Consider the following 26,738-nt stretch of genomic DNA (forward strand, 5'->3'; position numbering starts at 1 on the left):
TGCTTCGGTTTTTTGATCAATTATTCGGCTTCGTCACGAAATACCACTAGCCGCTTAGGGGCCACCTTGCCATCGTCATTGACTTCAGCAACACCAATGAAAAGCTTCTCTTCACCTGACGTCATGCGCAATGGAGTACCTTCAGGCGCGCCAAATACTTGTACTGGCATACCATGCTGCACCAAGTGAGTCAGCTCTGCATTGAGGTTAACTTCCGGCAGATCTTCTACTGCAGTATCCATAGGTAGCAATAGCGGATCAAGTAACTCTTTTGGCGCCACCTCATCTCGCTGTGCTTGTTCTAGCAGTTCGGTGAGCTGCTCTAACGTAACCATCTTTTCATATGGGTACTTAGCCACTCCAGTACGGCGCAGCATAGTCACGTGAGCGCCACAACCGAGCATCTCACCCAAGTCATCGACGATAGTACGAATATAAGTACCTTTTGAACAATGTACTTCCATTTCCACTTCATCGCCTTCGAAACGGTGCAGCACAATTTCATACACAGTGATCTTGCGCGATTCACGCGGCACTTCGATACCTTTACGCGCATATTCGTACAGCGGCTTGCCTTGGTACTTCAATGCCGAGAACATCGAAGGTATCTGGTCAGATTCACCTCGAAACTTATCGATGCACGCTTCAAGTTTCTCAAGGCTCACATCCACAGGGCGAGTCTCAACCACTTGACCATCTGAGTCAGAGGTATCAGTGCGCTCACCCAGTTTAGCAATGACTCGGTAGCGCTTATCTGAATCCAGTAAGAACTGAGAAAACTTAGTGGCTTCACCAAGACAGATCGGTAGCATGCCCGTCGCGAGAGGATCCAGAGCACCGGTATGGCCAGCTTTCTCGGCAAAGTAAATACGTTTTACTTTTTGCAGTGCATCATTCGATGAAATGCCTGTTGGCTTGTCTAAAAGGACAACACCATTAATTGGACGACCTTTACGACGACGAGCCATTACTCTTCACCTGCCTGCTCTTCATCGCGGCCAGCGTCTTGCTGCTTACGTTTATCTTCGCTGACTACTTCAGAGACCAGGTTCGACATACGCATACCTTCCACTAAGGTGTTGTCGTAGTAGAAACGCACTTCTGGCGTCAGACGTAGACGAATACGCTTGCCGAGCATCATGCGAATATGAACTTCATGCTCACGCAGTGCTTCAAGACAAGACTCAGGCGTTTGTTCGCCCACACAAAGGAAGGTAACAAATACTTTGGCGTACGCTAGGTCACGCGACACTTCCACATCAGAAATGGTCACCATACCCAAACGGGAATCGCGTACTTCGCGCTGAAGGATAAGAGCGAGTTCTTTTTGCAGCTGTTGTGACACTCGCTGCGTGCGGCTAAATTCTTTTGACATATCTTTTCTCTTATTAGAAAGAATGGGGGGATGGTCGTAACCAGCCCCCCATGGCGTATTCAACAACCAATTACAGCTTATCTTAAGAAGATATCGCTTGTAATTTTAGTCAATTAGTCAAGAGTACGTTTAATTTCAACGATTTCGAATACTTCGATTTGGTCACCAACGCGAACATCATTGTAGTTCTTAACGCCGATACCACACTCGTAGCCACTCTTAACTTCTTGAACGTCATCTTTAAAGCGACGTAGTGATTCTAGCTCACCTTCGTAAATAACAACGTTATCGCGTAGTACGCGGATTGGGTTGCTACGCTTAATCAGACCTTCAGTCACCATACAACCAGCGATTGCGCCCAGTTTAGGTGACTTAAATACGTCACGCACTTCAGCAAGACCGATGATCTCTTGCTTGAATTCTGGAGCAAGCATACCGCCCATTGCTTGTTTAACTTCGTCAATCAATTGGTAAATGATTGAGTAGTAACGTAGATCAACGCTTGCTGTTTCAACTGCACGACGCGCAGAAGCATCAGCACGAACGTTAAAGCCAAGGATGATAGCGTTAGACGCTTCAGCAAGTACAACGTCAGTTTCAGTAATACCACCGACACCCGAACCTACAATGTTCACTTTCACTTCATCAGTAGACAGTTTCAGTAGAGAGTCAGAGATCGCTTCCACAGAACCTTGTACGTCAGCTTTTAGTACTACGTTTAGTTCTGCCACTTCACCAGCAGTCATGTTAGAGAACATGTTCTCTAGTTTAGATTTCTGCTGACGAGCAAGCTTCACTTCACGGAACTTACCTGCACGGTAGTTAGCCACTTCACGCGCTTTACGCTCATCACGCACAACAGTCGCTTCATCACCTGATGAAGGCACACCAGAAAGACCTAAGATCTCGACTGGAATCGAAGGACCCGCTTCGGTGATCTCTTTACCTAGTTCATCACGCATGGCACGAACACGGCCGTACTCTTGACCACAAAGAACGATATCGCCTTTGTTAAGTGTACCGGATTGAACAAGTACGGTAGCAACTGGACCACGACCTTTATCGAGACGAGATTCAACAACCACACCAGACGCCATGCCCTCTTTCACAGCTGTAAGCTCTAGAACTTCAGATTGAAGAAGGATTGCTTCTAGAAGACCGTCGATGTTTGTACCCTGTTTTGCAGAGATGTGAACGAACATGTTCTCACCGCCCCACTCTTCAGGAATAACGTCGTACTGAGCCAGCTCGTTCTTAACGTTATCTGGGTTCGCGTCTTCTTTATCGATCTTGTTCACAGCAACAATCAGAGGCACACCGGCCGCTTTAGCGTGCTGGATAGCTTCAACCGTTTGTGGCATTACGCCATCATCAGCTGCAACAACAAGAACAACGATATCTGTCGCTTGAGCACCACGGGCACGCATTGCGGTAAATGCCGCGTGTCCAGGAGTATCAAGGAAGGTAATCATACCGTTGTCAGTTTCTACGTGGTATGCACCGATATGCTGGGTAATACCCCCTGCTTCACCTGATGCAACGTGTGTACGACGAATGTAATCCAGAGTCGATGTTTTACCGTGGTCAACGTGGCCCATGATGGTCACAACTGGAGCACGAGGCGCAGCTTCCGCGTTGTTGTCGCGGTCTTGCATTACCGCTTCTTCCAGCTCGTTCTCCTTGCGGATGATCACTTTGTGACCCATCTCTTCAGCAACAAGCTGCGCGGTTTCTTGGTCGATGACTTGGTTGATCGTCGCCATAGCGCCCATCTTCATCATGACCTTAATCACTTCTGTCGCTTTCACTGACATCTTGTTAGCTAGCTCAGAAACCACGATAGTTTCGCCAACGACTACGTCTGCTTTAGCAACCGTCGCTGTTTTATCAAAACCTTGCTGCATTGATGCTGGTTTAGCTAGGCGACCTTTACGGCCTCTGCCACCACGTTGGTTACGACCAGCACGACCTTGGTCATCGTTGTTAGACGATTTTTTCTTCTTCTTACGACGACCGCCTTCTTCTTTACGATCTTCAGCATCTTCAGCTTCACGCGCGTAAGTAGAAGTTGTAACGTGATAGTCAGAGTTTTCTAGCTCTTTTTTCTTCTGCTCTTCTGCAGACCAACGAGCTTCGTTCTCTTCAGCAAGTTTACGCGCTTCTTCAACAAGCTTAGCCGCTTCTTGTTCTGCTTTGCGTTGTGCTTCTTCTTCCTGACGACGCTTCAACTCGTCAGCTTCTTTCTTCGCTTGAGTATTTACGTCTGCGTTTTGTGCATTCATCTCTTTCTTAGCCTTATCAGCTTGTACGCGTTTGGCCTTCTCTTCAGCTTCGCGTTTTGCATCCGCTTCTCGCTTCGCTTTTTCTTCGGCCTCGCGTTGTGCTTTCTCTGCAGCCTCGCGTTTCGCTTGCTCTTCAGCTTCACGCTTCGCAAGCTCTTCAGCTTCACGCTTTGCTGCTTCCTCAGCCTCACGTTTTGCGTCGTCTTCGATAATGCTGCGCTTCACATAAGTGCGCTTTTTGCGTACTTCTACTTGAACATCCTTACTCTTGCCACCACCCGCGTTAACGCTAAGAGTGCTGCGAGTTTTACGCTGCAGAGTCAAACGAGTTGGCTCAGCGTCACCCGAGGTGTCGCCGTGCTCTTTTTTAAGGTGCGTCAATAGTTTCTGCTTTTCTTCATCAGAAACTTGATCACCACTCGCTTTCTTCATACCAGCGTCAGCAAGTTGTTCAATTAAGCGGTCCACTGGCGTGCCAATTTCTTCACTCAGTGCCTTAACAGTAATTTGTGTCATGCCGCTTCCTCCCTTGCTGAATTATGCGTCTTCACCGAACCAACAAATATTACGAGCCGCCATGATTAGCTCACCCGCACGCTCTTCGGTCAGACCTTCAATGCCTTCTAAATCATCAATACCCTGGTCAGCCAGATCTTCGAGTGTCGCAACACCTTTCGCTGCCAGTTTAAATGCCATCTCACGCTCTAGACCTTCTAGGCCCAGTAAATCTTCTGCTGGCTCGACGCCTTCGAAAGACTCTTCTTGTGCTAGCGCCAGAGTGGTCAATGCGTTCTTCGCACGATTACGTAGTTCTTCGACGAGATCTTCGTCTAAGCCATCAACTTCAAGCAACTCGTTAACTGGAACATACGCCACTTCTTCTAGTGTTGAGAAGCCTTCTTCAACCAATAGCTGAGCAAAGTCTTCTTCAATGTCTAGGTGCTTCATGAAGTTTTCAATCGCCGCTTGAGACTCTTCAGCGTGCTTATTCTGCAGGTCTTCCACAGTCATTACGTTTAGTTCCCAACCAGTCAGTTGAGAGGCAAGACGTACGTTTTGGCCGTTACGACCAATTGCTTGTGCAAGATTGTCTGCTTCTACTGCAATGTCCATCGAGTTAGCGTCTTCATCGACAATGATAGAAGCCACATCTGCTGGAGCCATAGCGTTGATAACAAACTGAGCTGGGTTATCGTCCCAAAGCACGATATCGATACGCTCGCCACCAAGCTCGCCAGAAACAGCCTGTACACGTGCACCACGCATACCCACACACGCACCCACAGGGTCGATACGTTTGTCGTTGGTTTTCACTGCGATTTTCGCACGTGAGCCAGGATCGCGCGCCGCGCCCTTAAGCTCAATGATCTCTTCAGCGATTTCAGGCACTTCGACACGGAACAGCTCAGCAAGCATTTCTGGCTTAGAGCGAGTAATGAATAGCTGGAAACCACGCGCTTCTGGCGCTACTTTGTACAGTAGACCACGCACACGGTCACCTGGACGGAAGTTTTCACGAGGAAGTTGGTCGTCGCGAAGGATAACCGCTTCAGCGTTGTTACCTAGGTCAAGAACCACGGTTTCACGGTTTACTTTCTTCACCACGCCAGTAACCAGTTCACCTTCGTTATCGATGAACTGCTCAACGATCTGTGCACGCTCTGCTTCACGTACTTTTTGCACGATAACTTGCTTAGCGGTTTGAGTAGTGATGCGGTCAAACGTTACAGACTCAATGTCATCTTCAACGTAATCGCCAAGCTGGATGTCAGCGTCTTCAAATTGCGCGGCTTCGATTGAAATCTCTTTGGTTGGATGTTCAACGTTTTCTACCACTAACCAGCGACGGAAAGTGTCGAACTCACCCGTTTTACGGTCAATTTCAACACGAACATCAATTTCCATTTCGTGTTTCTTTTTAGTAGAAGTTGCCAGAGCAATTTCAAGGGCTTCAAAGATGCGCTCACGAGGTACCGCTTTCTCGTTCGATACCGCTTCTACTACCGCTAAAATTTCTTTACTCATTTTAAATAGCCTCTAAGACTTTAATTAAAATTTAGGGATCAGGTTAGCTTTTGAAATGTTGCTTAGGGCAAACTCTTCTTGGTTACCGTCAACGGTAACTGAGATGGTTTCACCATCGACAGAGTGGATAACACCTTTCCACTTACGACGGTTACCCACAGCCATTTTCAAAACGAGACTTACCTCGTGACCAATAAATTGTTCATAATGTGCTGCTTTGAAAAGTGGTCGTTCTAGACCTGGAGAAGACACTTCAAGGTTGTAAGCCACCGTGATTGGATCTTCAACGTCCATAACCGCGCTCACTTGGCGGCTAACTTCAGCACAATCTTCGACGTTAATACCGTTTTCATGATCGATAAAAATACGTAACGTTGAATGCTCGCCTGCGCGAATAAATTCTAATCCAACTAACTCATAACCTGATGCTGCTACCGGAGCTTCAAGCATTTCAGTAAGTTGTCTTTCTAAACCAGTCATTTAAACCACTCCAGAAACAAAAAAAGGGCTCAGAGCCCAATTTAAATTCCAAGCAAAGCTCTAAATTTCCGTTGAAGAAATTTAGATAACAAAAAACCCCGAAAAGTCGGGGTTTTTTGTTGCTGGACCCTGATATGTTAAGTGATATCGTTGCCACTTAACTCGCAGTAGCGTTACTGCGCAAACTTGTCCGAATCCTTAGAGGATTGGTTGCGGGGGCCGGATTTGAACCGACGACCTTCGGGTTATGAGCCCGACGAGCTACCAAGCTGCTCCACCCCGCGTCCGACTTGTCGAGCATTATACGCTCTCCAAGGTGTTTTACAAGTTTGTAAATCAATGGTGCCGAGAGAGGGACTCGAACCCTCACACCAAAGGCACTAGCACCTCATGCTAGCGTGTCTACCAATTTCACCATCTCGGCAGCTAAATCTATTCAGCTAGAATCTAGCTTATTGAGGAATTTCGTCGCCTTGAGGGGCTGGAACTTCACTCGCATCATCAGCTTGTTGGATGACTTGACCTTGAGTCGGGTCAATCCACTGAGATTCAGTTTTGTGTGTAGACATGTTGCCTAACACTAAGCTGATGATAAAAAATACTGTTGCAAAAATTGCAGTCATTCGGGTTAGGAAGTTACCTGAGCCGCTTGCGCCAAACACTGTGTTTGATGCGCCAGCACCGAATGAGGCTCCCATATCTGCGCCTTTACCTTGTTGAATCAGCACGAGGCCGATTACACCAACCGCTGCCAACAGGTAAATCACAAGTAGAACTGTAAACATGATTTCCACCTATGTTCCAAATTGTTGAGCCAGCGCCGCTCGATAACTTAGTTTTAATAAGCTTTCAGAACAAGGCTAGCGACCTCCTCTCCGAAGGCCGAGCAATACTAACCAAACACGATTGCACTGACAAGGGGATTTTTGCAAAAAAGTTCGACTTGAGTATCGAACGGTCAAAAAAAGGACAAAAACAGACAGTTATTACTGTTTTGTCCTTGTGCTGTCTAAAGTGCGTTGAACTCTTCACTGTATTCAATACAACCAGAACGCCCTGAGAATTCCCCTTCAACTAAAGGTAAAACTTGAAATACACCGAGAGGTACGTCCCATTGGCAATCAAACTGATACTGTTCACTCGAGACAAAGCCAAAACGCGAATAGTAGTTAGGGTCACCAAGAACGACGCAAGCTGGATAGTCAAACTCCAGCAAAGAGGTTAACCCCTCTTTGACCAACTGCGCACCGATACCTTGTTGACGATAATCGGGGTGAACCGCTAAAGGAGCGAGCCCTTGCCAGTTAAAATCTTCTCCTGCCAAGGTCACAGGGGTAAACAGCAAGTGCCCGATCACTTCTCCCTCATCGTTGCACGCCACTAGTGATAGGGTTCGGCGCCCATTCTCTCTCAATCGCATCACTAAATCGGCTTCCGCCGGTGTTTTAAACGCAAGCTTTAACAATCGGTCGATAGCCAGTATGTCTGCCGGAGCTTCAGTTCGAATAAGCATTAATCACCTCTTTTTGTGGTTGCGGCGATTGTAAGCCTTTTTGCACAAAATCGGCTAGCTGATTTAATAAAGTTTGCAGCGGCTTGGGTAGCAACTCTAAATCGACGCTATCCATTAAGTTTTTCACTTCTAAACCCAATTCAGTATCGCCTTCGATGGTAAGGCGACGTTGAAAAAATAGCGTATCAGGATCTTCTTTTCGGCCTGCAATTAATACCAAATCGTTTAAATAGCCGCTAAATAAGACATCTTCTTGCACCGGATGATCAGCAACCACTAGTTGCTCGTCTTGATAACTTATCAACCAGCTCAACTGTAAATCTTTCACTTCCACTTTTAACCATTTGTCTTCGAGGAACTCAAAGTCACCGTCTTCCAGCGCCTCTTTAAACACCATTTTTAGTGCCTCTAGTAAGGCTTTTTTTTGTACAGATTGTGGTAATAAGTGGACTGGAGATCGCAAAATTGATGCGGCATTTTGAACTAGTTGAGTGCGAATCTTGTTAATCACGCGAATTATCCGTTACTTTGTGGGTTATATGGGCTCATCATAGAGCATGTTTTATCGGCGATTCCTGTCATTTATCAAAAAAAAGACATCTGCTCTTAGCGCTTTAAACTCGGGGCAAGGACAGTTATAGTTATCTAATCGCTCGCAAACTTTCGTGATATGAATATTTTGCTCTTTGGAGAGTCGGACCGCCTTGATGCTATCGCAACAACTACAGCACTGGTTTACTAAATTAACGGCTAATAGCCCGTTCTTTTTTGCTATCTTGGACCAGCAGCACCACTATGCCGTGGTTAACGGGCGCTATTGCGATATTGCCGGGCTCACCTCGACTGAATTAGTGGGGATGAACGATAGCCAAATATTAGGTCAGCAATTCTACGAACAGCTTAAGCCCTATTACCAAAGAGCCTTTAAAGGCGAGTCTATCGAAGCGGAAGTGACCATCGGAGATGTAAACCTAGAGACCAGCCTGCACTTCAACCTCTCTCCGATTGATAGCGATGGCAAGATCGAACACATCATTTTTCACGCCATAGACACCTCAGAGAAACAAATACTTATCCGTTCATTGGATGAATCCGAAGGGAAGTTTTCTACCCTCACCTCTTTGCTACCAGAAGGCATCTTGTTGGTCGAAGAAGATTGCATTATCTCGGTGAACCCTGCCGCCCTTAGACTACTGGGTTTTGATTCAGCTCAGGATGTGCTAGGCGAAAGTTTGTCTAGGCTGTTTATCGATGAGAAGACCAAGACTGTATTTTCGGAGTCGCTCACCAATAGTCTGTGCGAAGCACCACTGGTTTGCCTGACCAGCCCACGTTGTGGTTTCGAACGCAAAGTACAACTACTTGCCGATGCAACCATGATTCTAGGCAGTGATTCTCAGCTAGTGCTGATTCAGGATGCGGAATCGGCGCCTAAAGCACTGAGCGTCAACAAGACTGAAGATGCACACATCGACTCGCTTACTGGCCTATATAATCGCTTTGGTTTCACCAAGCGCTTAGAGCAATTAATCCACAACGAAACCCCCTTGATAATGCTCTACCTCGACATTGATAACTTTAAAAACATCAATGACTCACTCGGTCACCATATCGGCGATAAGGTGATTAAAGAGGTCTCTTCTCGTCTTAAACGTCTTTTACCGCAGCAGGCGGTTTTAGGGCATTTAGGAGGTGATGAGTTTGGCATTATTCTCCCTGAGCCGGAAAACAACCGTATGGCAGAAATTCTATCAGAGCGCATTATCTCTCTGATTAATCAGCCATTCGACCTGCATCACTTCAGTAAACGCCTCGCCTGTTCAGTTGGCAGTGTCGCCTACCCTGGCGACGGTAACGATGCACGAATTCTATTGCAAAACGCCGACACTGCGATGTATGAAGCCAAAGATCGCGGCCGAAATCGACTGATCAAGTTCAATGACCAGATGAATAAAGAGGCGCGAATGCGTTTGTGGCTGGAAATTGAATTGCAAAAAGCGCTGCAGCAAAACGGTCTTGAAGTGTGGTATCAGCCTAAAGTCAACGCGCGTGATTTTAGCATCAATGGTGCAGAAGCCTTGATTCGCTGGAAACACCCCGTTGAGGGATACATTAGCCCCGGCGCGTTTATCCCAGTCGCAGAACGAGCTGGCCTTATCGAGCATTTGGGTCGTGTCGTGATGCGTGATGTTTTTACCACCGTCAAACGCTGGAAACTGCAGGGGATCTTGCCCGGCAGAGTCGCCATCAACCTCTCTCCAGAACAGTTTGGTAACCCCAAGCTCATTGACTACATGGAGAAACTGCTCCGTACTACCGAGCTCGACCCGAGCTGCATCACCTTTGAACTAACCGAAAGTGCCGTGATGAGTGACAGTGAGCACACCTTACAAATGCTCAACGCAATCAAAAAACTCGGATTTGCGCTGTCGATTGATGATTTTGGCACCGGATACTCATCGCTTTCTTATCTGGCACGCTTCCCGCTCGATGAACTCAAAATAGACCGAGCGTTTATCTCTGACATTGATACCTTGCCAAAGCAGGTCACCGTCATAGAAAACATCATCAACTTAGGTAAATCACTCAATTTGACCGTAGTAGCAGAAGGTGTTGAAACCCAGCAGCAAGCCACGTTGCTATCGAACCTCAATTGTAATTCCATTCAAGGCTTCCACTTCTATCGCCCTCAACCTCGCCAAGAAGTTGAGGAACTGTTTGCTCAAAACCGCCGCCACAAGAACTAACCCTATTTAAGTAATTGAGTGATAAACTCACTCAAACCTGCCTTATATCAAATTTGCCGTTCACATTTCTTCATAAAATGCTCAGCACTTTATAAAAGACTGTATTGGTAACTGCAATGGAACTCCTATGCCCAGCTGGCAACTTACCAGCTCTGAAAACTGCCATTGATTGTGGCGCGGATGCGGTATATATCGGCTTTAAAGATGACACCAATGCGCGCCATTTTGCCGGTTTAAACTTTACCGGTAAAAAGCTTGAGAAAGCGGTGCAATATGTCCACGATAACGACAAGAAGATCCACGTTGCACTCAATACCTTTGCTCACCCTAATGGCTTTGAGCGTTGGACTGATGCGGTTGACCGAGCGGCGCAAAGTGGCGTCGATGCGTTGATTGTTGCCGATATCGCGGTACTTGAGTACGCGGCTCGTCAATACCCACAGCTAGAACTTCACTTATCCGTACAGGCATCAGCCACTAACGTCGCGGCGATCGATTTCTACAAGCAGAACTTCAACGTTAAGCGTGTCGTTTTGCCACGAGTACTCTCTATCCATCAGGTTAAGCAGCTTTCACGTAATATCACCAGTGATGTCGAATTGGAAGTGTTTGCCTTTGGCAGCCTGTGCATTATGTCGGAGGGGCGTTGTTACCTCTCTTCCTACATGACAGGTGAATCACCCAATACCGTTGGCGCCTGCTCCCCCGCAAAATATGTCCGCTGGCAAGAAACGGAACAAGGCCTTGAGTCTCGTCTGAACAATATTTTGATAGACCGCTATTCGCAGGGAGAGAACGCCGGATACCCCACTTTATGTAAAGGCCGCTTCACGGCCAATATAGAGGGTCAAAATCAGGCTTACCATGCACTCGAAGAGCCCACCAGTTTAAATACCCTCTCTATGCTACCTGAGTTGTTCGCGGCCAACGTAGCATCGGTAAAAATAGAGGGACGCCAGCGCAGTCCTGCGTACGTCGAGCAAGTCACTCGCACGTGGCGCGAAGCCATCGACCGCTACCAAGCGAGTCCGGACCATTACCATGTGGAACCGAAATGGAATGACACCTTGGCCAATGTTTCGGAAGGAACTCAAACGACACTTGGTGCTTATCACCGCAAATGGCAATAGAGGAAATCATGCAAAATCAAATGAGATATGCCCTTGGCCCCCTACTCTACTTTTGGCCAAAGCAAGATGTTGAGTCTTTTTATAATCAGGCTAAGCAAAGTCCGGCCGACATCGTCTATTTAGGTGAAAGTGTTTGCTCAAAGCGTCGTGAGATGAAACCTGCACATTGGCTCGATATTGCTAAAGCGCTAAGTTCAGCTGGAAAACAGGTCGTACTGTCTACTATGGCACTGCTTGAAGCCCCGAGCGAAGTCAATGTGATGAAGAAGTACATCGACAACGGTGACTTTGCCATCGAAGCCAATGACGTTTCAGCGATTCAACTCGCCTCAGAGAGAAAAGTCCCGTTTGTTGTTGGCCCTGCAGTGAACACCTACAACGCTCATACGCTGAACCTGTTCCTTAAACAAGGTATGACACGCTGGTGTATGCCAGTAGAACTATCACGAGAGTGGCTAGGCAACGTGCTTAATCAGTGCGATAAACTTGGTATTAAAGGGCAATTTGAAGTCGAGGTTTTTAGTCACGGCTACCTCCCCCTCGCCTACTCTGCGCGCTGCTTTACCGCTCGTGCGGAAAACAAAGCGAAGGATGACTGCGAAACCTGCTGCATAAAATACCCAACGGGGATTCAGGTCAGTAGTCAAGAAGGGCAAGAGGTGTTCAACCTCAACGGCATTCAAACTCAGTCTGGTTACTGCTACAACCTTATTAATGATCTTCCTAGCATGCAAGGCTTGGTCGATGTGGTTCGCTTGAGCCCTCTAGGTATTGATACCTTTGCGACACTCGAACGCTTTCGCGCCAATGAGCAAGGACAACATCCAACGCCGATTGCCGATAGACAGTGCAATGGCTACTGGCACCAGTTAGCAGGCTTAGAAGTCAAAAACATTTAGCATAATTAAAGGGCTCTATGAGCCCTTTTCTATGCGTGAATCGGCGTAGCAGGTTGTGCCTGGTAGCGGCGAACGTCTTTGGCTAACATCCACACCACCAAAAGACTTAGAGTAATATTAGATAATGGGTAAGCCAGCCAAATACCGGCAACGCCAAACAACGTCGGCATCACGTAGAGAAATGGCAGTTGAATTAACAAATTACCTATCGTCACAAACATAGCCTTACTGCCTTTATTGATCGCTTGGTAGTATGCTGCCGCCACCACTAAAAATCCATCAAGACACAATGCGAACAGGTGTAACCGAATCCCCATCACTGTGTTGTCCATCAACTGTGGGTCAGTATCATTAAATACGGCGACAAACTGAAACGGCAATAGATTAAGCACCACCACAAAGAGCAACCCTGAAGCAATGGCCGTCATCATCGCCACTTTAAGTAGTGTGCGTATATTTTGTTGCTGGCGAGCTCCATGGTTAAAACTCACCAAAGGTTGCATACCATTGGCAATACCCTCAGCAATCAGATAGTAGACCGTCACTATGTAACCCAAAATCGCATAAGCGCCAATCATTCGCACATCACCATATTGAGCAAATAGCCCGTTATGCAGTGCAACCATCATCGAGCCATAGGCATACATAAAAAAACTCGACAAACCAATGGTGAAGATTTTCGGAACGGCACTGAGTTGCCAAACAAGGCGACCAATGCGCAGTTTTAGCTTCGCTTTGCCACTGAAAAAATAGCCCACACCGAGCAGAGTTACGACGCCTTGCGCGACAGCGGTCGCCAACGCAGCTCCGGTCAGCTCCCAGCCCCATTGCGCAATCATCAGGTAGTCAAGCACAATATTGATCACAGCCCCCAAGATCATCAATAGCGTCGCCAAATTAGGGCTATTATCGTTTCTCAGTAAAAAAGGCGTCGCAATAGAGCCTAAAGTAAACACACACGCCACAATCAATACTTGTAAATACTGCAGACCTAACTCAAACACTCGGCCTTGTGCTCCCTGCCAATAGAGAAAATCATCAGCAAAAAAGTAAAGGACGGACGCGACGATAGGGGTAAGAAAAAGTAACAGCGCTAATCCTGTGCAGAGCGCCTCTTTAGCCCCTAATTGATGGCCTTCTCCTTGGCGAATGGACACCAATGCGCCCGTTCCCACTCCAACGAGCATACCCAACCCCAAAATAGCGCCGATGACAGGCCAAGCCACATTGATCCCAGCCAAACCATCCGCACCGACATAGCGACCAATAAAAATACCGTCAACCACTTGATAGAGACCATTGACCAGCATCGCCGCGACGGTTGGAATCGTATATTTCCAAAATTGTTTGTGTACAGAACGTTGCATCATTGCCCCACTAGTTAGCCAGGCTAACTAAATAGATAAATTAATTGGTTAAAGACTTAGTTAACAGTTGTACCAATTGCGTGGCTTCATCATCGGATAACTTCGCCGTCATGGCTGCCGCGATTTGCTGATACACCTTCTGCTCCATTGAAATCTCTGCAATCACTTTACTGGTCAAAACCACTCGTTTAGCCCTGGCATCTTGACCGCAATGGACTCGTTTGACCAAGCCTTTTTTTTGCAGTCGTACAACCATCGCCGATGCGGAAGGTTTGGTGACTTTCATCTCCTCAGCGAGGTCTGTAATCCGCACCCCTTGCGGGTATCCCTCTATCACACGCAGATAATCATACTCGTTGAAACTCAAGCGAGCTAAAGGGTCTTCTTTGGCGTGAATGCGCCACGCTTTGGCACAGAATCGCTCTAACTCAATCAAACTATTTTCTAATTTCATTGCTCAACCATTTAGTTAGGATGACTAACCATCTTAATCCGTCTCTTCCGTGCTGGCAATAAAAAAGCCGCCAACTTTGGCGGCTTCACATATTCCACATGGATTATTGGCTGTTTTTTTTCGCCGCTAACTTGGCTTTGGCCAACTGCTCAGCTTTCACCTGATTATAGATCCGGTTTAGCTCAAGGAAAGCGTAGCGGTGCTCAACGTAATCATACACGTTAAATGAGATTGCTAACTTGTATAAGGAGATGGCGTTGGCGAAGTCACCTTGAGCTTGATAACGCTTACCCAAGTAAAAATAGGCTTCAGTTAAGCGTTGTGCGAGTAAAGTATTGTCCCTCGAACCCGCCAAAATCGCTTTAAAGGCCTGCTCTTCGTTTACCTCACCTAAGCTTATTGCCACCAGCACCCAACCCCATTGTTCATCTCGCTGCTGGTAGTCCGCCAACAGTTGCTGGCGCGCCAACTCGGGCTGTTTCTCCATTTGAACAATGTAACGCCACAGAGCACGAAATGGGTCGCTAGGATCTTCATCATAGTGCTTTTGCATATCCTCTAGCGCGAGGTCAATTCTGTCGCCATAGTAGAGGGCAATAGCACGATTCCGCGCCGCATAAGAGTTGTCAGGGTCAAGCTCTAACGTTGAATCAAAAGCATCATAAGCGGCATCAAACTCGCCAACTTGGGTAAAGTAGACCCCCAATAAGTTAAACAAATCCGCTTGAGCCGGGTTAAGTGACAAAGATTGATTGTAATCGAGCCGCGCTAAATCTCTCAGGCCGACACTATCGTAATAGTTGCCGCGCTCGTAGAGCATTTTCGCTCTGATTTCATCTGATAAATCTGGGCGCTGCAGTAAATGAGAAAGACGCGCGATCTGTACTTCTTGTTGAGCACTCGCTTGCAGAGGCACCGCCATCGGTGGGTAAACCCATTGGGTCGTTTGGTTTGATGTTGAGGCACAGCCTGCCGTAATCAACATCGTTAAGCTAAGTGTTGCGGTTTGAAACCATTTCACAGATAAATACTCCTGTAACTGAGCGTGCACTCAGTGTCATCCGCATATAAAAAAGGGAGCGTAATGCTCCCTTTATAACATGCTTTAGGCGAATTAGGCTAATCGCCAAATTGGCCCAAATGCGAGTAGATTAAGCGTCTGCTGCAGGTTTTTCTTCCGCTGCCGCTTCTTCACTCTTTTCTACCGCTTCTTTCATGCTTAGACGAACGCGGCCCTGACGGTCGATTTCAAGAACTTTAACTTGAACTTCTTGACCTTCAGCTAGGTAGTCAGACACTTTCTCAACACGCTTGTCTGCGATTTGAGAGATGTGTACTAGACCATCTTTACCTGGAAGGATAGTAACGAACGCACCGAAGTCAGCAAGACGCGCAACTTTACCTGTGTAGATACGGCCCACTTCAACTTCAGCCGTGATCTCTTCGATACGGCGGATTGCTTCTTTCGCAGCTGTACCTTCAGTTGCCGCAATCTTGATTGTACCGTCATCTTCGATTTCGATAGTGGTACCTGTCTCTTCAGTTAGAGCACGGATAACGGCACCACCTTTACCGATAACGTCTTTGATCTTCTCAGCGCTGATCTTCATTGTGTGAATACGCGGAGCGAACTCAGAGATATCTTCACGAGCACCAGAGATAGCTTCATCCATTACAGAAAGGATGTGCTTACGTGCACCTTGCGCTTGGTTAAGCGCAATTTGCATGATCTCTTTAGTGATACCTTCGATCTTGATATCCATCTGAAGTGCAGTGATACCGTCGTTAGTACCTGCTACTTTAAAGTCCATGTCACCTAGGTGGTCTTCATCACCAAGGATGTCAGAAAGAACCACGAAGTCGTCGCCTTCTTTAACCAGACCCATTGCGATACCCGCAACAGACGCTTTAATTGGCACACCCGCATCCATAAGTGCTAGAGAAGTACCACATACAGAAGCCATTGAAGAAGAACCGTTAGATTCTGTGATTTCTGATACGACACGTACTGTGTACGGGAACTCGTCTACTGATGGCATTACAGCAGCAATACCACGCTTAGCCAGTTTACCGTGGCCAATTTCACGACGCTTAGGAGAACCTACAAAACCCGTTTCGCCTACACAGTATGGAGGGAAGTTGTAGTGTAGTAGGAAGTGATCTTTACGCTCACCTGTTAGCTCGTCGATGATTTGAGCGTCGCGTTGCGTACCTAGAGTCGCCGTTACGATTGCCTGAGTTTCACCACGAGTGAATAGTGAAGAACCGTGAGTACGTGGAAGAACGCCAGTACGTACGTCAAGCGCACGAACCATGTCTTTTTCACGACCATCGATACGTGGGTTACCCGCGATGATGCTACGACGAACAACTGTCTTCTCTAGATCGTGGAAGATAGTGTGAATTTCTTTGGTGTTTGCTTCTGGATCTTCAGCAAGCAGCACTTCGTTTACTTCACCAGCGATAGCGTGGATACGATCGTAACGCGCCATCTTTTCAGTGATTTGGTAAGCTTCTACAAGTTTCGCTTCTGCGAGTTCAGCGATACGGTTTTTAAGCGCAGTGTTCTCTTCAGGAGCAACCCAATCCCAAGCTGGAGTCGCGACTTCAGCAGCGAACTCGTTGATTGCAGAGATAACTGCTTGCTGTTGATCGTGACCAAATACTACCGCAGATAGCATCTCTTCTTCTGTTAGGTTGTCAGCTTCTGATTCAACCATAAGAACAGCGCCTTCAGTACCTGCAACCACTAGGTCAAGCTTAGATGTTTCTAGCTCAGTGTTGCTTGGGTTCAGTACAAGTTGACCATCAACGTGACCAACACGTGCTGCACCGATAGGACCGTTGAACGGGATACCAGAGATAGCAAGAGCAGCAGAAGTACCGATCATTGTTACGATGTCTGGTTGAACGTCAGGGTTTACCGACATAACGGTTGCGATAACCTGAACTTCGTTTTTGAATGCATCCGGGAATAGAGGGCGAATTGGACGGTCGATTAGACGAGCCGTCAGTGTTTCACCTTCAGATGGACGACCTTCACGCTTGAAGAAACCACCAGGGATTTTACCTGCAGCGTAAGTACGCTCTTGGTAGTTAACTGTTAGAGGGAAGAAGTCTTGACCTTCCACCGCTTCTTTTTTACCAACGACAGAAACGAATACTGAGGTATCATCCATCGTTACCATAACGGCTGCGGTAGCTTGACGCGCAATAACGCCAGTTTCTAGAGTAACTGTGTGGTTACCGTACTGGAACGTTTTAACAACTGGTTTTTCGAACATTGTTATTCCTTGTTTCTGAGCGACTATAAATACAGCTCAGAGTGTATTGATTGATACTCAAGGCATTACAAATCGCGACTAGTGAAAATGAACTGAGCGATGGCAAATGACGACTAAATTCATTTTGAATAGTCGCGACCTTTTGGTCGACGTGGTTGACTGTAATGCGATGAACTTGTTACTCATGCTTTATGACCAACTTGGGGTTCAAAAAGCGTGCGGGCGTAGTATAGCGGGATTAATTGGATTTGGCTAAGCCATCACAACCAAAATAAATAACAGGCAACAAAAAAGGGGCTGAAAGCCCCTTTTTCGACAAACTGCTATGCAGTCGCTGATTAGCGACGTAGCCCTAGACGCTTGATTAGGTCTTGGTAGCGAGCTAGATTTTTACCTTTTAGGTAATCTAGAAGCTTACGACGACGAGAAACCATACGTAGCAGACCACGACGGCTGTGGTGATCGCCTTTGTGTGCTTTAAAGTGACCTTGTAGGTGGTTGATAGAAGCAGTCAGTAGAGCTACTTGTACTTCTGGTGAACCAGTATCGCCTTCACCTTGAGCGTATTCTGCAACGATTGCTGCTTTAGTTTCTGCATTCAGAGACATAATTCTCTCCTAATAAGAGTAGGTTAATAACTGTGCCAGCCAATCTCTGATTCAGCCGACACGAGGAGCGCGAATTATAGGGGATGCACCGCGCTTAAGCAACCGCTATTTGACACTAAAGCGATAACGACAAGATTCCCATCCAAAGCATTTCTGTTACACTTATCAGCACCAAACCTACCTAATTGAATTAACAGGATTCCCTATGAAAATCGGCATCATCGGTGCAATGGAACAAGAAGTTTCAATTCTTAAACAAGCAATAAAAAACCGTGAGGAAGTCAGCAAAGCCGGTTGTACCTACTTCTCAGGTCAAATCAACGGCGTTGATGTTGTCTTGCTTCAGTCAGGTATTGGTAAAGTATCAGCGGCGGTAGGCACCGCTATTTTGCTAGACGAATACCAACCAGATGTCGTCCTTAATACCGGTTCAGCAGGCGGTTTCGACTCGAGCCTAAACGTGGGCGATGTGGTGATTTCGACAGAAGTTCGTCACCACGATGCTGACGTCACAGCTTTCGGTTACGAAATCGGACAAATGGCGCAACAACCCGCCGCTTTCCTCGCAGACGAAAAACTCATGGACATTGCAGAACAAGCCCTCTCTCAAATGGAAGACAAACACGCGGTACGTGGCTTAATCTGTACAGGCGATGCTTTTGTGTGCAGCGCGGAACGTCAAGCATTTATCCGCACTCACTTCCCATCAGTTGTTGCAGTAGAGATGGAGGCAGCGGCAATTGCGCAAACCTGTCATCAGTTCAACGTGCCTTTTGTTGTGGTACGCGCTATCTCTGATGTCGCTGACAAAGAAGCCAGCATGAGCTTTGATGAATTCCTTCCTTTGGCGGCAAAGAGCTCATCGGAAATGGTGTTCAAAATGGTTGAACTGCTCAAGTAACTGAGTCAAAGGGAAGACAGCAAGATCATGGAAGATTTGTTTAACCAACTCTACGCCAACGGTGCGCTCTTGGTTCTTTGGGGCGCCCTGCTTTGTCACTTGTTGCTTCCCTTCCCTAGAGAAGCGCATCCCGCGATTGTTTGGCATAAGTTTGCCGAGCAACTAGCCGATAAAGTCAATACCAACAACAGCTATCAGCAAAGTATCATTTCTGGCACTCTCGCGTGGCTGTTGATGATTGTTCCTATGTTGGCAGTATTGATCGCTCTCAAGCCATTAGTGTGGCAACCACAGCTGTTCGAACTAGCATTTCTCCTACTGGCCATTGATTGGCGTAATACCGATAAATTCACTGCGCAATTTGTCGCAGCGATGGCTCGTGAAGATAAAGAGCAGGCGAAAATGCTGCTTACGCCACTCGTTAACCGCTGCACCGAGTCTCTGTCACTATTAGGCCTAGGGAAAGCAGGGAGCGAAACACTTATCATGAGTTACGGCCGCAACGTCATTGGCGTTTTATTTTGGTATGCGCTCGCTGGAGGGATCGGGGCCTTTCTTTACCGTATGGCGGTTGAACTAGCTCGAGCTTGGTCGCCTTCACGCCCAAGCTTCTCTCCCTTTGGTATTCCGGCGATTAAAGCCGTCGCCATTCTCGATTTTATCCCACTGCGCCTGTTCGCTGTCATGATTGCTTGTGGCCAACGCGCCTCAGCGTGTATCCAGTTGATACGCCAGCAAGCACCGTCTTGGCCGTTGCCTGGACCTGCATGGCTGATTGTCAGTGTGGGGGCGAAGCTAGAGTTATCGCTTGGTGGCCCTGCGATTTATGCACGTCACAAAGCAGTTAGAGCCAAGCTAGGGGGGCGAATTGCACCTTCCGCTATCCATGTTGCACAAGTACAGAAACTACTCGCTTGGCGCATGTTTGCTTGGATCATCATTCAAAGCCTGCTGATGGGCTTGGTCAATCAAGGAATATAAATGCGCGCTCTTATCGCACTCATGTCTCTACTCATCGTGGGAGGGGCAAATGCTGCCGTCCAACGCGTCGTCAGTTTAGCGCCACACGCGACTGAAATCGCTTTTGCAGCGGGACTGGGTGATAAACTCATCGCAGTGAGTGAACACAGCGACTACCCACCCAAAGCACAGAAATTGGAAAAAGTGTCTAACTATCAGGGCATTAAAATTGAGCGTATTATCACCTTGCAACCCGACTTGGTGATTGCTTGGCCCGCAGGCAACCCTATCGGTGAGCTCAAAAAACTAGAGCAGTTTGGTATCCCTATCTACTATTCACAAACCGAATCTCTCGATGATATTGCGAATAATATTGAGCAGCTCAGCCAGTTTGCTGACGACCCCAGCATAGGACAAGGTGCCGCGCGTCACTTTCGAGATCAACTCAAACTGCTTAAATCTCAGTATCAAACCGACGTTAAAGTACGTTACTTTTATCAATTGAGCCAGCAGCCAATCATTACCGTGGCACAAAACCGCTGGCCCAGTGAGGTGTTTCGCTTCTGTGGTGGCGAGAATATTTTTGCCAACAGCGATGCCCCCTATCCACAAGTTGGCATTGAACAAGTCATAATACAAAATCCACAAGTCATTTTTACTTCACAACATGCCATTGCTGACAGTCGTATGTGGCATCAATGGCAAACGCAGCTAGATGCACTACAAAATAAAGCGTTATGGTCACTTAATTCAGATTGGATCAACCGCCCAACACCAAGAACACTCAAAGCCATCAAGCAAGTATGTGAGTATTTTGAAACCGTACGCCAAAAAGGCTAACGATTAACGATGAGATCTCGTACAATCCAACCTCACTTTCTATTCTGCTAATTTGTAAGAGATATTAGTAACATGGATTCCATGCTGCTCTACATTATCGACCTGTTCGGTACCGCTGTGTTTGCGATTTCAGGTGTGCTTCTGGCTGGCCGCCTAAAAATGGACCCATTTGGTGTCGCCGTATTGGGCAGTGTAACTGCCATTGGCGGTGGGACGATCCGCGATATGGCACTCGGTGCAACCCCGGTATTTTGGATCACCGATACCAACTACTTATGGACCATTTTGATCACCTGTCTTCTGACCATGATGATTGTTCGCCGGCCAAAACGACTGGCTTGGTGGATCCTACCTGTCTGCGATGCAATCGGTTTAGCCGCATTTGTTGGGATCGGGGTTGAAAAAACCATGGATTATCAAGATTCAGCTTTAGTCGCCATTATTATGGGCGTAATTACAGGCTGTGGCGGCGGAATCATTCGCGACGTGCTTGCCCGCGAAGTACCGATGGTGTTAAGAAGTGAAGTTTATGCGACCGCTTGTATTGTTGGTGGCGTATTCCATACGACGGCTTTGGCAATAGGGTGTGACAGTGATACCGCCTTCTTAGCGGGCGTGTTATCCACCCTCCTGATTCGTCTCGGCGCTATCCGTTGGCATTTGTCGCTGCCGACATTTGCATTGAATCGCTGACGAGAAGCGAGAAAATTTCGAAAGGTTGGCAATAAGTGTCACCTTTTTAATAAGGAACGCTTCGCTATGAATTCAGGATGTGGGAGCAAAAAAAGGTCACCGAAGTGACCTTTTTAGTATTCAAATCTACGTTGATTATTTCTGCACTCGACGCAGCACTTGTTTGAGTAAATCAAAGTCGTTAGCTAGATCTTCCGATAGAAGCTCCATTGCCGCGTGCTTAGCCAGTGGCCCTGGTAGTTCGATATCAGAGCCTAAGATCTCATCCACCACCTCTTTGAACTTCGCAGGGTGCGCAGTACAAAGGAACAAACCAGTTTCACCTTCTTTTAGTTGCTCGTCGAGCAAGCGGTATGCGATCGCGCCATGTGGCTCACAAAGGTAACCTTGCGCTTGTAGATCGCGCACAGACTCTGCACTTTGCTCATCAGACACTTTACCCTTGCCTAAGGTATCCAAACCCCAACCTTTTCGCTTGCACAGCTCTTCAATGCGTGGCCAGTTATTGGGCTGGCTCACATCCATCGCGTTAGACGTGGTTGCAACGGTTGGTTTCGGATCCCATTGACCTGTTTCCAAGTAACGTGGCACCGTATCGTTTTCATTAGTGGCAGCGATAAAGCGTTTGATTGGCAAGCCAAGCGCTTTTGCCAACAGACCAGCGGTTAAGTTGCCGAAGTTGCCACTTGGTACGGAAATTACTAAGTTTTCGCGCTGATGTTTGGTTAGCTGTGAAGCCGCTTCAAAGTAGTAACAGATTTGCGCCATTAGGCGTGAGATGTTGATTGAGTTCGCTGAATTTAGGCCAATCTCTTTACGTAGCTCAGCATCATCAAATGCTTGTTTCACTAGCGACTGACACGCATCAAAATCACCATCGATCGCGACAGTGTGGATATTCTTACCTAGAGTACAGAACAGCTTTTCCTGTAGCGGGCTAATTTTGCCTTTCGGATAAAGAATCACGACATTAATGTCTTCCATACCGTAGAAAGCATGCGCGACTGCCGCGCCCGTATCCCCTGACGTAGCAGTTAGGATAGTGATCTTTCCGCCATCAGAAACGGCAGCCAAAGATTGGGCCATAAAACGGCCACCAAAATCTTTAAACGCAAGCGTTGGACCATGAAACAGCTCTAATGCATAAACACCATCTTTTACTTGATTAATCGGTGCCGGGAACTGAAATGCCGCATCGACCATAGCGTTGACTTGCTCTTCTGCTAGCTCGTCACCAATCAGTGCCGACAGAATTTTTGTGCTGCGAGAAACAAAGTCCTCTGCTAAAAGTGCATCCACATCGTCAAACTGAGGCAGTTCTGACGGAAAGAAAAGGCCTTGGTTACGACCTAACCCTTGGCGAACGGCTTGGCCAAAGGAAACTTGTTCATCATTTTCTTTTATATTGTAAAGCTTCATAGCTCACTTCCTGTAACGATCGAACCTTGCTTGTCTAGACGACAAACATGGACGAATCCTTGTTCATTTTGTACGTAGTTTTGTTCTAACCAGCGAGCAACTCGCTCAGCGACATCTTTCTCTCTACAAATGCTAAATAGCGTCGGGCCACTTCCAGAGATCCCGGTTGCCAAAGCGCCCGCTGTTGCCGCGTATTTACGCGCATCAGCAAAGCCCGGTAGCAGTTTCTCACGATATGGTTCTGCGATCACGTCTTTGATCATTTTTGCCGCTAGCTCTGGCTGACCAGAGTGACAAGCGTGAATAAAGCCCGCCAAATGGCGACCATGGGCAATAATGTCTTGGCGGCGATATTGAGAGGGCAAAATCTCCCGTGCCTCTGCCGTCGACACCTTGATCCCCGGGTAAGCCATTACCCAGTACCAATCATCAAAACATGGGACTTCTTGGCTGATAATCCCAAGCTCTTCCAACATTAATTGCACACCACCCAGATAACAAGGGGCGACATTATCATAATGGATACCACCTGAGATCTGGCCCTCCATCTCACCCATTAGTGCGAGCAGTTCCGTTTCATCAAGTGGTTCACCGTGGAAACGGTTTAACGCATCTAACGCCGCAACAATCGAGCACGCGCTCGAGCCTAAACCCGATCCGATCGGCATGTTTTTCTCAAGCGTCATTTCCACGGGCAGTAGCGCTTGGCCTTTTTTGTCTAACTCGCGAGCAAACACACGCCAGCAGTCATAAACAATGTTCTCTTTCGGGTTATCTGGCAGTTTAGAGACAAAACGGCCCGCGGTGTTCAAGCTAAATGGTTCACTACCTGCTTTAACCTCAACACGATCGCCAAGCAGCGTGCCATCAATCGGCGACACAGCGGCGCCTAATACATCAAAGCCCACACTGACGTTACCAATTGACGCTGGAGCATAAACAACGACATCCATACCTCGACTCATTTTTATACTCCTAATTTCCAACCTAACGTACGCATAACATCAGCAAAAACCCCAGCAGCTGTGACTTCTGTCCCTGCGCCATAGCCACGCAGTACTAATGGGATCGGCTGGTAATAACGGCTGTAGAATGCCAATGCGTTCTCACCATCTTTAATCTTAAACATAGGGTCATTTTCATTGACTGCCGCAATACTCACTCGACACTGACCATCTGCAATTTCCCCTACATAACGCAAGACTTTACCCTCTTGTGCTGCTTGTGCAGAAAGTTGTTGGAAGTAAGCATCTGCTTCGGGTAAACGCTGCATAAACTCTTCGACACTGCCTGAATCGTCAAAACCAGGTGGTAGCGCTTGGTCAACAATAACGTCTTCTAGCTCTAGGCTCATGCCAGCTTCACGTGCCAAGATCAAAAGCTTGCGCGCGACATCCATGCCCGAGAGATCATCACGAGGATCGGGTTCAGTAAAGCCATTATCTTTGGCAATATTGGTCGCTTGGCTTAGCGTCATGCCTTCATCAAGCTTACCGAAGATGTAGGATAACGAGCCTGATAGGATACCGCTAAAGCGCTCCAACTCATCACCGGCTGAAATGAGGTTTTGTAGGTTTTCGATAACCGGCAAGCCTGCACCCACTGTTGTTTCGTACATCAACTTACGGCGTGAGGTACGCGCGACATCACGTAACTGATGGTAGTAAGCCATGCTCGAGGTATTGGCTTTCTTGTTCGGCGTAACCACGTGGAAACCCGCCGCTAAGAAATCGGTATATTGATTGGCGATGACTTCGCTCGACGTACAATCAACCAAAACCGGGTTAATGATATGATTGCGCTGTACAAGCGAAATAAGGCTAGCCAAACTAAACGCTTCTGACGCGTCTTTCATTCGGTCACGCCAGTGTTCTAACGGCAAACCTTCACTGTCGAGTAACAGGCCTTTACTGTTCGCTAAACCACAAACTCGTAACACGATGCCCTTTTCGGCCAGTTTGGCTTGCTGACGACCAATTTGATCCACCAGCTCACCACCAACACCACCAACACCGACAACAAACACATCCAAGAAGTGCTTCGAGTTGAATAGATTTTCGTGACACGCTTTGATCGCTTCTGAAATTTTATCTTCTGGAATCACCGCTGAAATCGCACGCTCAGAAGAGCCTTGAGCAATCGCGACGATGTTAACATTCACTTCAGCAAGAGATGAGAAGAACTGAGAAGCCACGCCGCGAGAAGTGCGCATGCCATCCCCAACGAGAGTGACGATAGCCACATCGTCGATAAATTCGACCGGCTCAAGCAAGCCATCTTTTAGCTCTAGCTCAAACGTCTCACTCAAGGCTTGCTCAGCGAGCGCCTTATCTTGCGCTTCAATACAGAAACTGATGCTGTACTCAGACGAAGATTGAGTGATGAGTACAATCGATGCCCCCGCAGATGACATAGCGCCAAACACACGGCTCGCCATACCGACCATGCCTTTCATACCAGGGCCGGAGACGTTAACCATAGTTAAGTCGCTTAAGGTCGTGATCCCTTTGATGGCTAGGTTATCTTCACCAGTATCTTGACCAATTAGTGTGCCGGCACCTTGGGGGTTGAAGCTGTTTTTAATCAGGCAAGGAATATGGAATTGAGCGATGGGAGCGATGGTTTTTGGGTGTAGAACTGAAGCACCAAAGTAAGACAGCTCCATGGCTTCTTGATAGCTCAGAGATTTTAGTAGTCGCGCATCGGCAACCAACCGAGGGTCACAGTTATAAACCCCGTCCACATCGGTCCAGATTTCGCAGCAATCAGCGCGTAAGCAAGCCGCTAAAACCGCGGCAGAGTAGTCAGAACCGTTGCGGCCTAAGGTCACTAGCTCGCCTTTTTCGTTACCTGCGGTAAAGCCGGGCATAATATTCACATGCCCTTGTGGTAATGGATTTTGGCGGAAGTTTTGCGTCGAAATTTCCACATCGACCATGGCTTCTAAGTGTTCGCCACGTGCAAAAAGATATTCAACAGGATCAATGAGGCTTGCTGGCTGGCCTTTCGCTTCCAAGACCGCTTTCATCAGTTGAATCGAGACACGCTCACCTTTGCTGATAATGCGGGCATTAACGTTGTCTGGACACATCCCCAACAAATTGATGCCGTGGACGAACTGCTTCAGTTGAGACAATGACGTCTTAACTTGGTGGTCATAGCCACTGCCTTCAATATTAGGCAGTACGAGCTTAATCTCTTGAAAAAGATCGCGAAATGAATCTTCTAGCTCGGCGATTTGTAGCTCGGCTTGACCATTTTTCAACGCCCCTTCAATCACTGCCACCAGTTTATTGGTGGTTTTTCCTGGTGCCGATAAAACAACGGCGACTTCTTCTTGCTGAGCATTATTAGCAATGATGTCAGCTGCTCGTAAAAAACGATCAGCATCAGCTAATGATGATCCTCCAAACTTTAAAACTCGCATCCCTTCCTCCAAAGTGTCAAAAAACGGCATAAAAAAAGGCCTGTATCTGGTTGGATACAGGCCTTTTTTTGAATTTCTTTCGCTTAGCAGCCTGCCCCAACAATTGTGATGTCGGTAATAATAATGGTTGTGGTCATTACTAGGTGCTGATGCTGCATAAGAATAATTGTCTATACGATGTGTGTTTGCTTACCCATACGTTTACCCTATTTCTCCTGACTACGTCAACGAAAAGTTGTTATTTTTTACTCACACGCGGCCTAATGACGGCCAAGATCCATTATCGGTTAACAAATACATAGCGAAACACAATGAAATCAGAGGCACATATCAT

General features: G+C 47.3%; 24 protein-coding genes, 2 tRNA genes and 1 other annotated feature. Of the genes, 8 read left to right on the top strand and 18 right to left on the bottom strand.

Annotated elements, in window-relative coordinates; translation table 11 throughout:
• Positions 1-20 precede the first annotated feature (20 nt).
• From truB to ubiT, 10 genes are all read right to left on the bottom strand, one after another.
• The gene (gene truB, locus FCU94_RS11075; RefSeq protein WP_176288604.1) at positions 21-968 is read right to left on the bottom strand and encodes a tRNA pseudouridine(55) synthase TruB; all 948 of its coding nucleotides are present in this window, start codon (positions 966-968) and stop codon (positions 21-23) included.
• Positions 968-1,375 (bottom strand): 30S ribosome-binding factor RbfA, encoded by a 408-nt coding sequence (gene rbfA / locus FCU94_RS11080; protein ID WP_176288605.1) that lies wholly within the window; start codon positions 1,373-1,375, stop codon positions 968-970. The genes truB and rbfA overlap by 1 nt, the downstream gene beginning before the upstream one ends.
• A gap of 113 nt (positions 1,376-1,488) precedes the next feature.
• Positions 1,489-4,173: a translation initiation factor IF-2 gene (gene infB, locus FCU94_RS11085; protein WP_176288606.1), complete on the bottom strand. Its 2,685-nt coding sequence runs from the start codon at positions 4,171-4,173 to the stop codon at positions 1,489-1,491.
• A 21-nt stretch (positions 4,174-4,194) separates the two neighbouring features.
• Positions 4,195-5,682: a transcription termination factor NusA gene (gene nusA, locus FCU94_RS11090; RefSeq protein WP_176288607.1), complete on the bottom strand. Its 1,488-nt coding sequence runs from the start codon at positions 5,680-5,682 to the stop codon at positions 4,195-4,197.
• A 24-nt stretch (positions 5,683-5,706) separates the two neighbouring features.
• Complete coding sequence (gene rimP, locus FCU94_RS11095; protein WP_176288608.1) at positions 5,707-6,162, bottom strand: ribosome maturation factor RimP; 456 nt, start codon at positions 6,160-6,162, stop codon at positions 5,707-5,709.
• A 207-nt stretch (positions 6,163-6,369) separates the two neighbouring features.
• Positions 6,370-6,446 (bottom strand) — tRNA-Met (locus tag FCU94_RS11100).
• 56 nt (positions 6,447-6,502) lie between these two features.
• A tRNA-Leu gene (locus FCU94_RS11105) sits at positions 6,503-6,586 on the bottom strand.
• Between the two features lie 28 nt (positions 6,587-6,614).
• The gene (gene secG, locus FCU94_RS11110) at positions 6,615-6,947 is read right to left on the bottom strand and encodes a preprotein translocase subunit SecG (protein WP_176288609.1); all 333 of its coding nucleotides are present in this window, start codon (positions 6,945-6,947) and stop codon (positions 6,615-6,617) included.
• Between the two features lie 224 nt (positions 6,948-7,171).
• Positions 7,172-7,675, bottom strand: a complete 504-nt coding sequence (locus FCU94_RS11115) for a GNAT family N-acetyltransferase (protein ID WP_176288610.1) — start codon at positions 7,673-7,675, stop codon at positions 7,172-7,174.
• Complete coding sequence (gene ubiT, locus FCU94_RS11120) at positions 7,659-8,186, bottom strand: ubiquinone anaerobic biosynthesis accessory factor UbiT (protein WP_176288611.1); 528 nt, start codon at positions 8,184-8,186, stop codon at positions 7,659-7,661. The genes FCU94_RS11115 and ubiT overlap by 17 nt, the downstream gene beginning before the upstream one ends.
• A gap of 196 nt (positions 8,187-8,382) precedes the next feature.
• Here ubiT and FCU94_RS11125 point away from each other — a divergent pair, with 196 nt between their 5' ends.
• The 3 genes from FCU94_RS11125 to FCU94_RS11135 all read left to right on the top strand — a co-directional run bounded on the left by FCU94_RS11125 (position 8,383) and on the right by FCU94_RS11135 (position 12,451).
• Positions 8,383-10,422, top strand: coding sequence for a sensor domain-containing protein (locus FCU94_RS11125; RefSeq protein WP_176288612.1), 2,040 nt, complete (start codon positions 8,383-8,385; stop codon positions 10,420-10,422).
• Between the two features lie 116 nt (positions 10,423-10,538).
• A complete protein-coding gene (ubiU, locus tag FCU94_RS11130) occupies positions 10,539-11,552 on the top strand; it encodes a ubiquinone anaerobic biosynthesis protein UbiU (RefSeq protein ID WP_176288613.1) in 1,014 nt (337 codons plus the stop codon).
• A 20-nt stretch (positions 11,553-11,572) separates the two neighbouring features.
• Complete coding sequence (locus FCU94_RS11135) at positions 11,573-12,451, top strand: U32 family peptidase (RefSeq protein WP_176288680.1); 879 nt, start codon at positions 11,573-11,575, stop codon at positions 12,449-12,451.
• A 29-nt stretch (positions 12,452-12,480) separates the two neighbouring features.
• Here FCU94_RS11135 and FCU94_RS11140 read toward each other — a convergent pair whose 3' ends face one another.
• From FCU94_RS11140 to pnp, 4 genes are all read right to left on the bottom strand, one after another.
• The gene (locus tag FCU94_RS11140; RefSeq protein WP_176288681.1) at positions 12,481-13,818 is read right to left on the bottom strand and encodes an MATE family efflux transporter; all 1,338 of its coding nucleotides are present in this window, start codon (positions 13,816-13,818) and stop codon (positions 12,481-12,483) included.
• Between the two features lie 40 nt (positions 13,819-13,858).
• Positions 13,859-14,272 (bottom strand): MarR family winged helix-turn-helix transcriptional regulator, encoded by a 414-nt coding sequence (locus tag FCU94_RS11145; RefSeq protein WP_176288614.1) that lies wholly within the window; start codon positions 14,270-14,272, stop codon positions 13,859-13,861.
• A 103-nt stretch (positions 14,273-14,375) separates the two neighbouring features.
• The gene (gene nlpI / locus FCU94_RS11150) at positions 14,376-15,293 is read right to left on the bottom strand and encodes a lipoprotein NlpI (protein ID WP_176288615.1); all 918 of its coding nucleotides are present in this window, start codon (positions 15,291-15,293) and stop codon (positions 14,376-14,378) included.
• Positions 15,294-15,423: 130 nt separating this feature from the next.
• Positions 15,424-17,556: a polyribonucleotide nucleotidyltransferase gene (gene pnp / locus FCU94_RS11155; protein ID WP_176288616.1), complete on the bottom strand. Its 2,133-nt coding sequence runs from the start codon at positions 17,554-17,556 to the stop codon at positions 15,424-15,426.
• Positions 17,557-17,662: 106 nt separating this feature from the next.
• Here pnp and FCU94_RS11160 point away from each other — a divergent pair, with 106 nt between their 5' ends.
• Positions 17,663-17,812: a hypothetical protein gene (locus tag FCU94_RS11160; RefSeq protein WP_176288617.1), complete on the top strand. Its 150-nt coding sequence runs from the start codon at positions 17,663-17,665 to the stop codon at positions 17,810-17,812.
• Between the two features lie 82 nt (positions 17,813-17,894).
• Here FCU94_RS11160 and rpsO read toward each other — a convergent pair whose 3' ends face one another.
• Positions 17,895-18,164: a 30S ribosomal protein S15 gene (gene rpsO, locus FCU94_RS11165; RefSeq protein ID WP_005380094.1), complete on the bottom strand. Its 270-nt coding sequence runs from the start codon at positions 18,162-18,164 to the stop codon at positions 17,895-17,897.
• Between the two features lie 205 nt (positions 18,165-18,369).
• On the opposite strand from rpsO, the gene mtnN reads away from it, so the two are divergent.
• The 4 genes from mtnN to FCU94_RS11185 all read left to right on the top strand — a co-directional run bounded on the left by mtnN (position 18,370) and on the right by FCU94_RS11185 (position 21,558).
• Positions 18,370-19,065, top strand: a complete 696-nt coding sequence (gene mtnN / locus FCU94_RS11170) for a 5'-methylthioadenosine/S-adenosylhomocysteine nucleosidase (protein ID WP_176288618.1) — start codon at positions 18,370-18,372, stop codon at positions 19,063-19,065.
• A gap of 27 nt (positions 19,066-19,092) precedes the next feature.
• Entirely contained in the window at positions 19,093-20,046 is a 954-nt protein-coding gene (locus FCU94_RS11175; RefSeq protein WP_176288619.1) for a cobalamin biosynthesis family protein, read from the top strand.
• Positions 20,047-20,865 carry a vitamin B12 ABC transporter substrate-binding protein BtuF gene (btuF, locus tag FCU94_RS11180; RefSeq protein WP_176288620.1) on the top strand — a complete coding sequence of 273 codons (819 nt, stop codon included), beginning with the start codon at positions 20,047-20,049 and terminating at the stop codon, positions 20,863-20,865.
• Positions 20,866-20,937: 72 nt separating this feature from the next.
• The gene (locus FCU94_RS11185; protein ID WP_176288621.1) at positions 20,938-21,558 is read left to right on the top strand and encodes a TRIC cation channel family protein; all 621 of its coding nucleotides are present in this window, start codon (positions 20,938-20,940) and stop codon (positions 21,556-21,558) included.
• Between the two features lie 135 nt (positions 21,559-21,693).
• Here the strand turns inward: FCU94_RS11185 and thrC are convergent, their stop codons facing one another.
• Genes thrC through thrA form a run of 3 tightly spaced genes read right to left on the bottom strand, consistent with a single transcriptional unit; the run spans position 21,694 to position 26,404 of the window.
• Positions 21,694-22,977, bottom strand: coding sequence for a threonine synthase (gene thrC, locus FCU94_RS11190; RefSeq protein ID WP_176288622.1), 1,284 nt, complete (start codon positions 22,975-22,977; stop codon positions 21,694-21,696).
• On the bottom strand, positions 22,974-23,930 hold the full coding sequence (thrB, locus tag FCU94_RS11195; protein WP_176288682.1) for a homoserine kinase: 957 nt from the start codon (positions 23,928-23,930) through the stop codon (positions 22,974-22,976). The genes thrC and thrB overlap by 4 nt, the downstream gene beginning before the upstream one ends.
• Before the next feature lie 14 nt (positions 23,931-23,944).
• Positions 23,945-26,404 (bottom strand): bifunctional aspartate kinase/homoserine dehydrogenase I, encoded by a 2,460-nt coding sequence (gene thrA, locus FCU94_RS11200; RefSeq protein ID WP_176288623.1) that lies wholly within the window; start codon positions 26,402-26,404, stop codon positions 23,945-23,947.
• Between the two features lie 29 nt (positions 26,405-26,433).
• Positions 26,434-26,552: a sequence feature (Thr leader region), on the bottom strand.
• Positions 26,553-26,738 lie beyond the last annotated feature (186 nt).

The organism is Vibrio sp. JPW-9-11-11 (assembly GCF_013369335.1).
Taxonomy (GTDB): Bacteria; Pseudomonadota; Gammaproteobacteria; order Enterobacterales; family Vibrionaceae; genus Vibrio.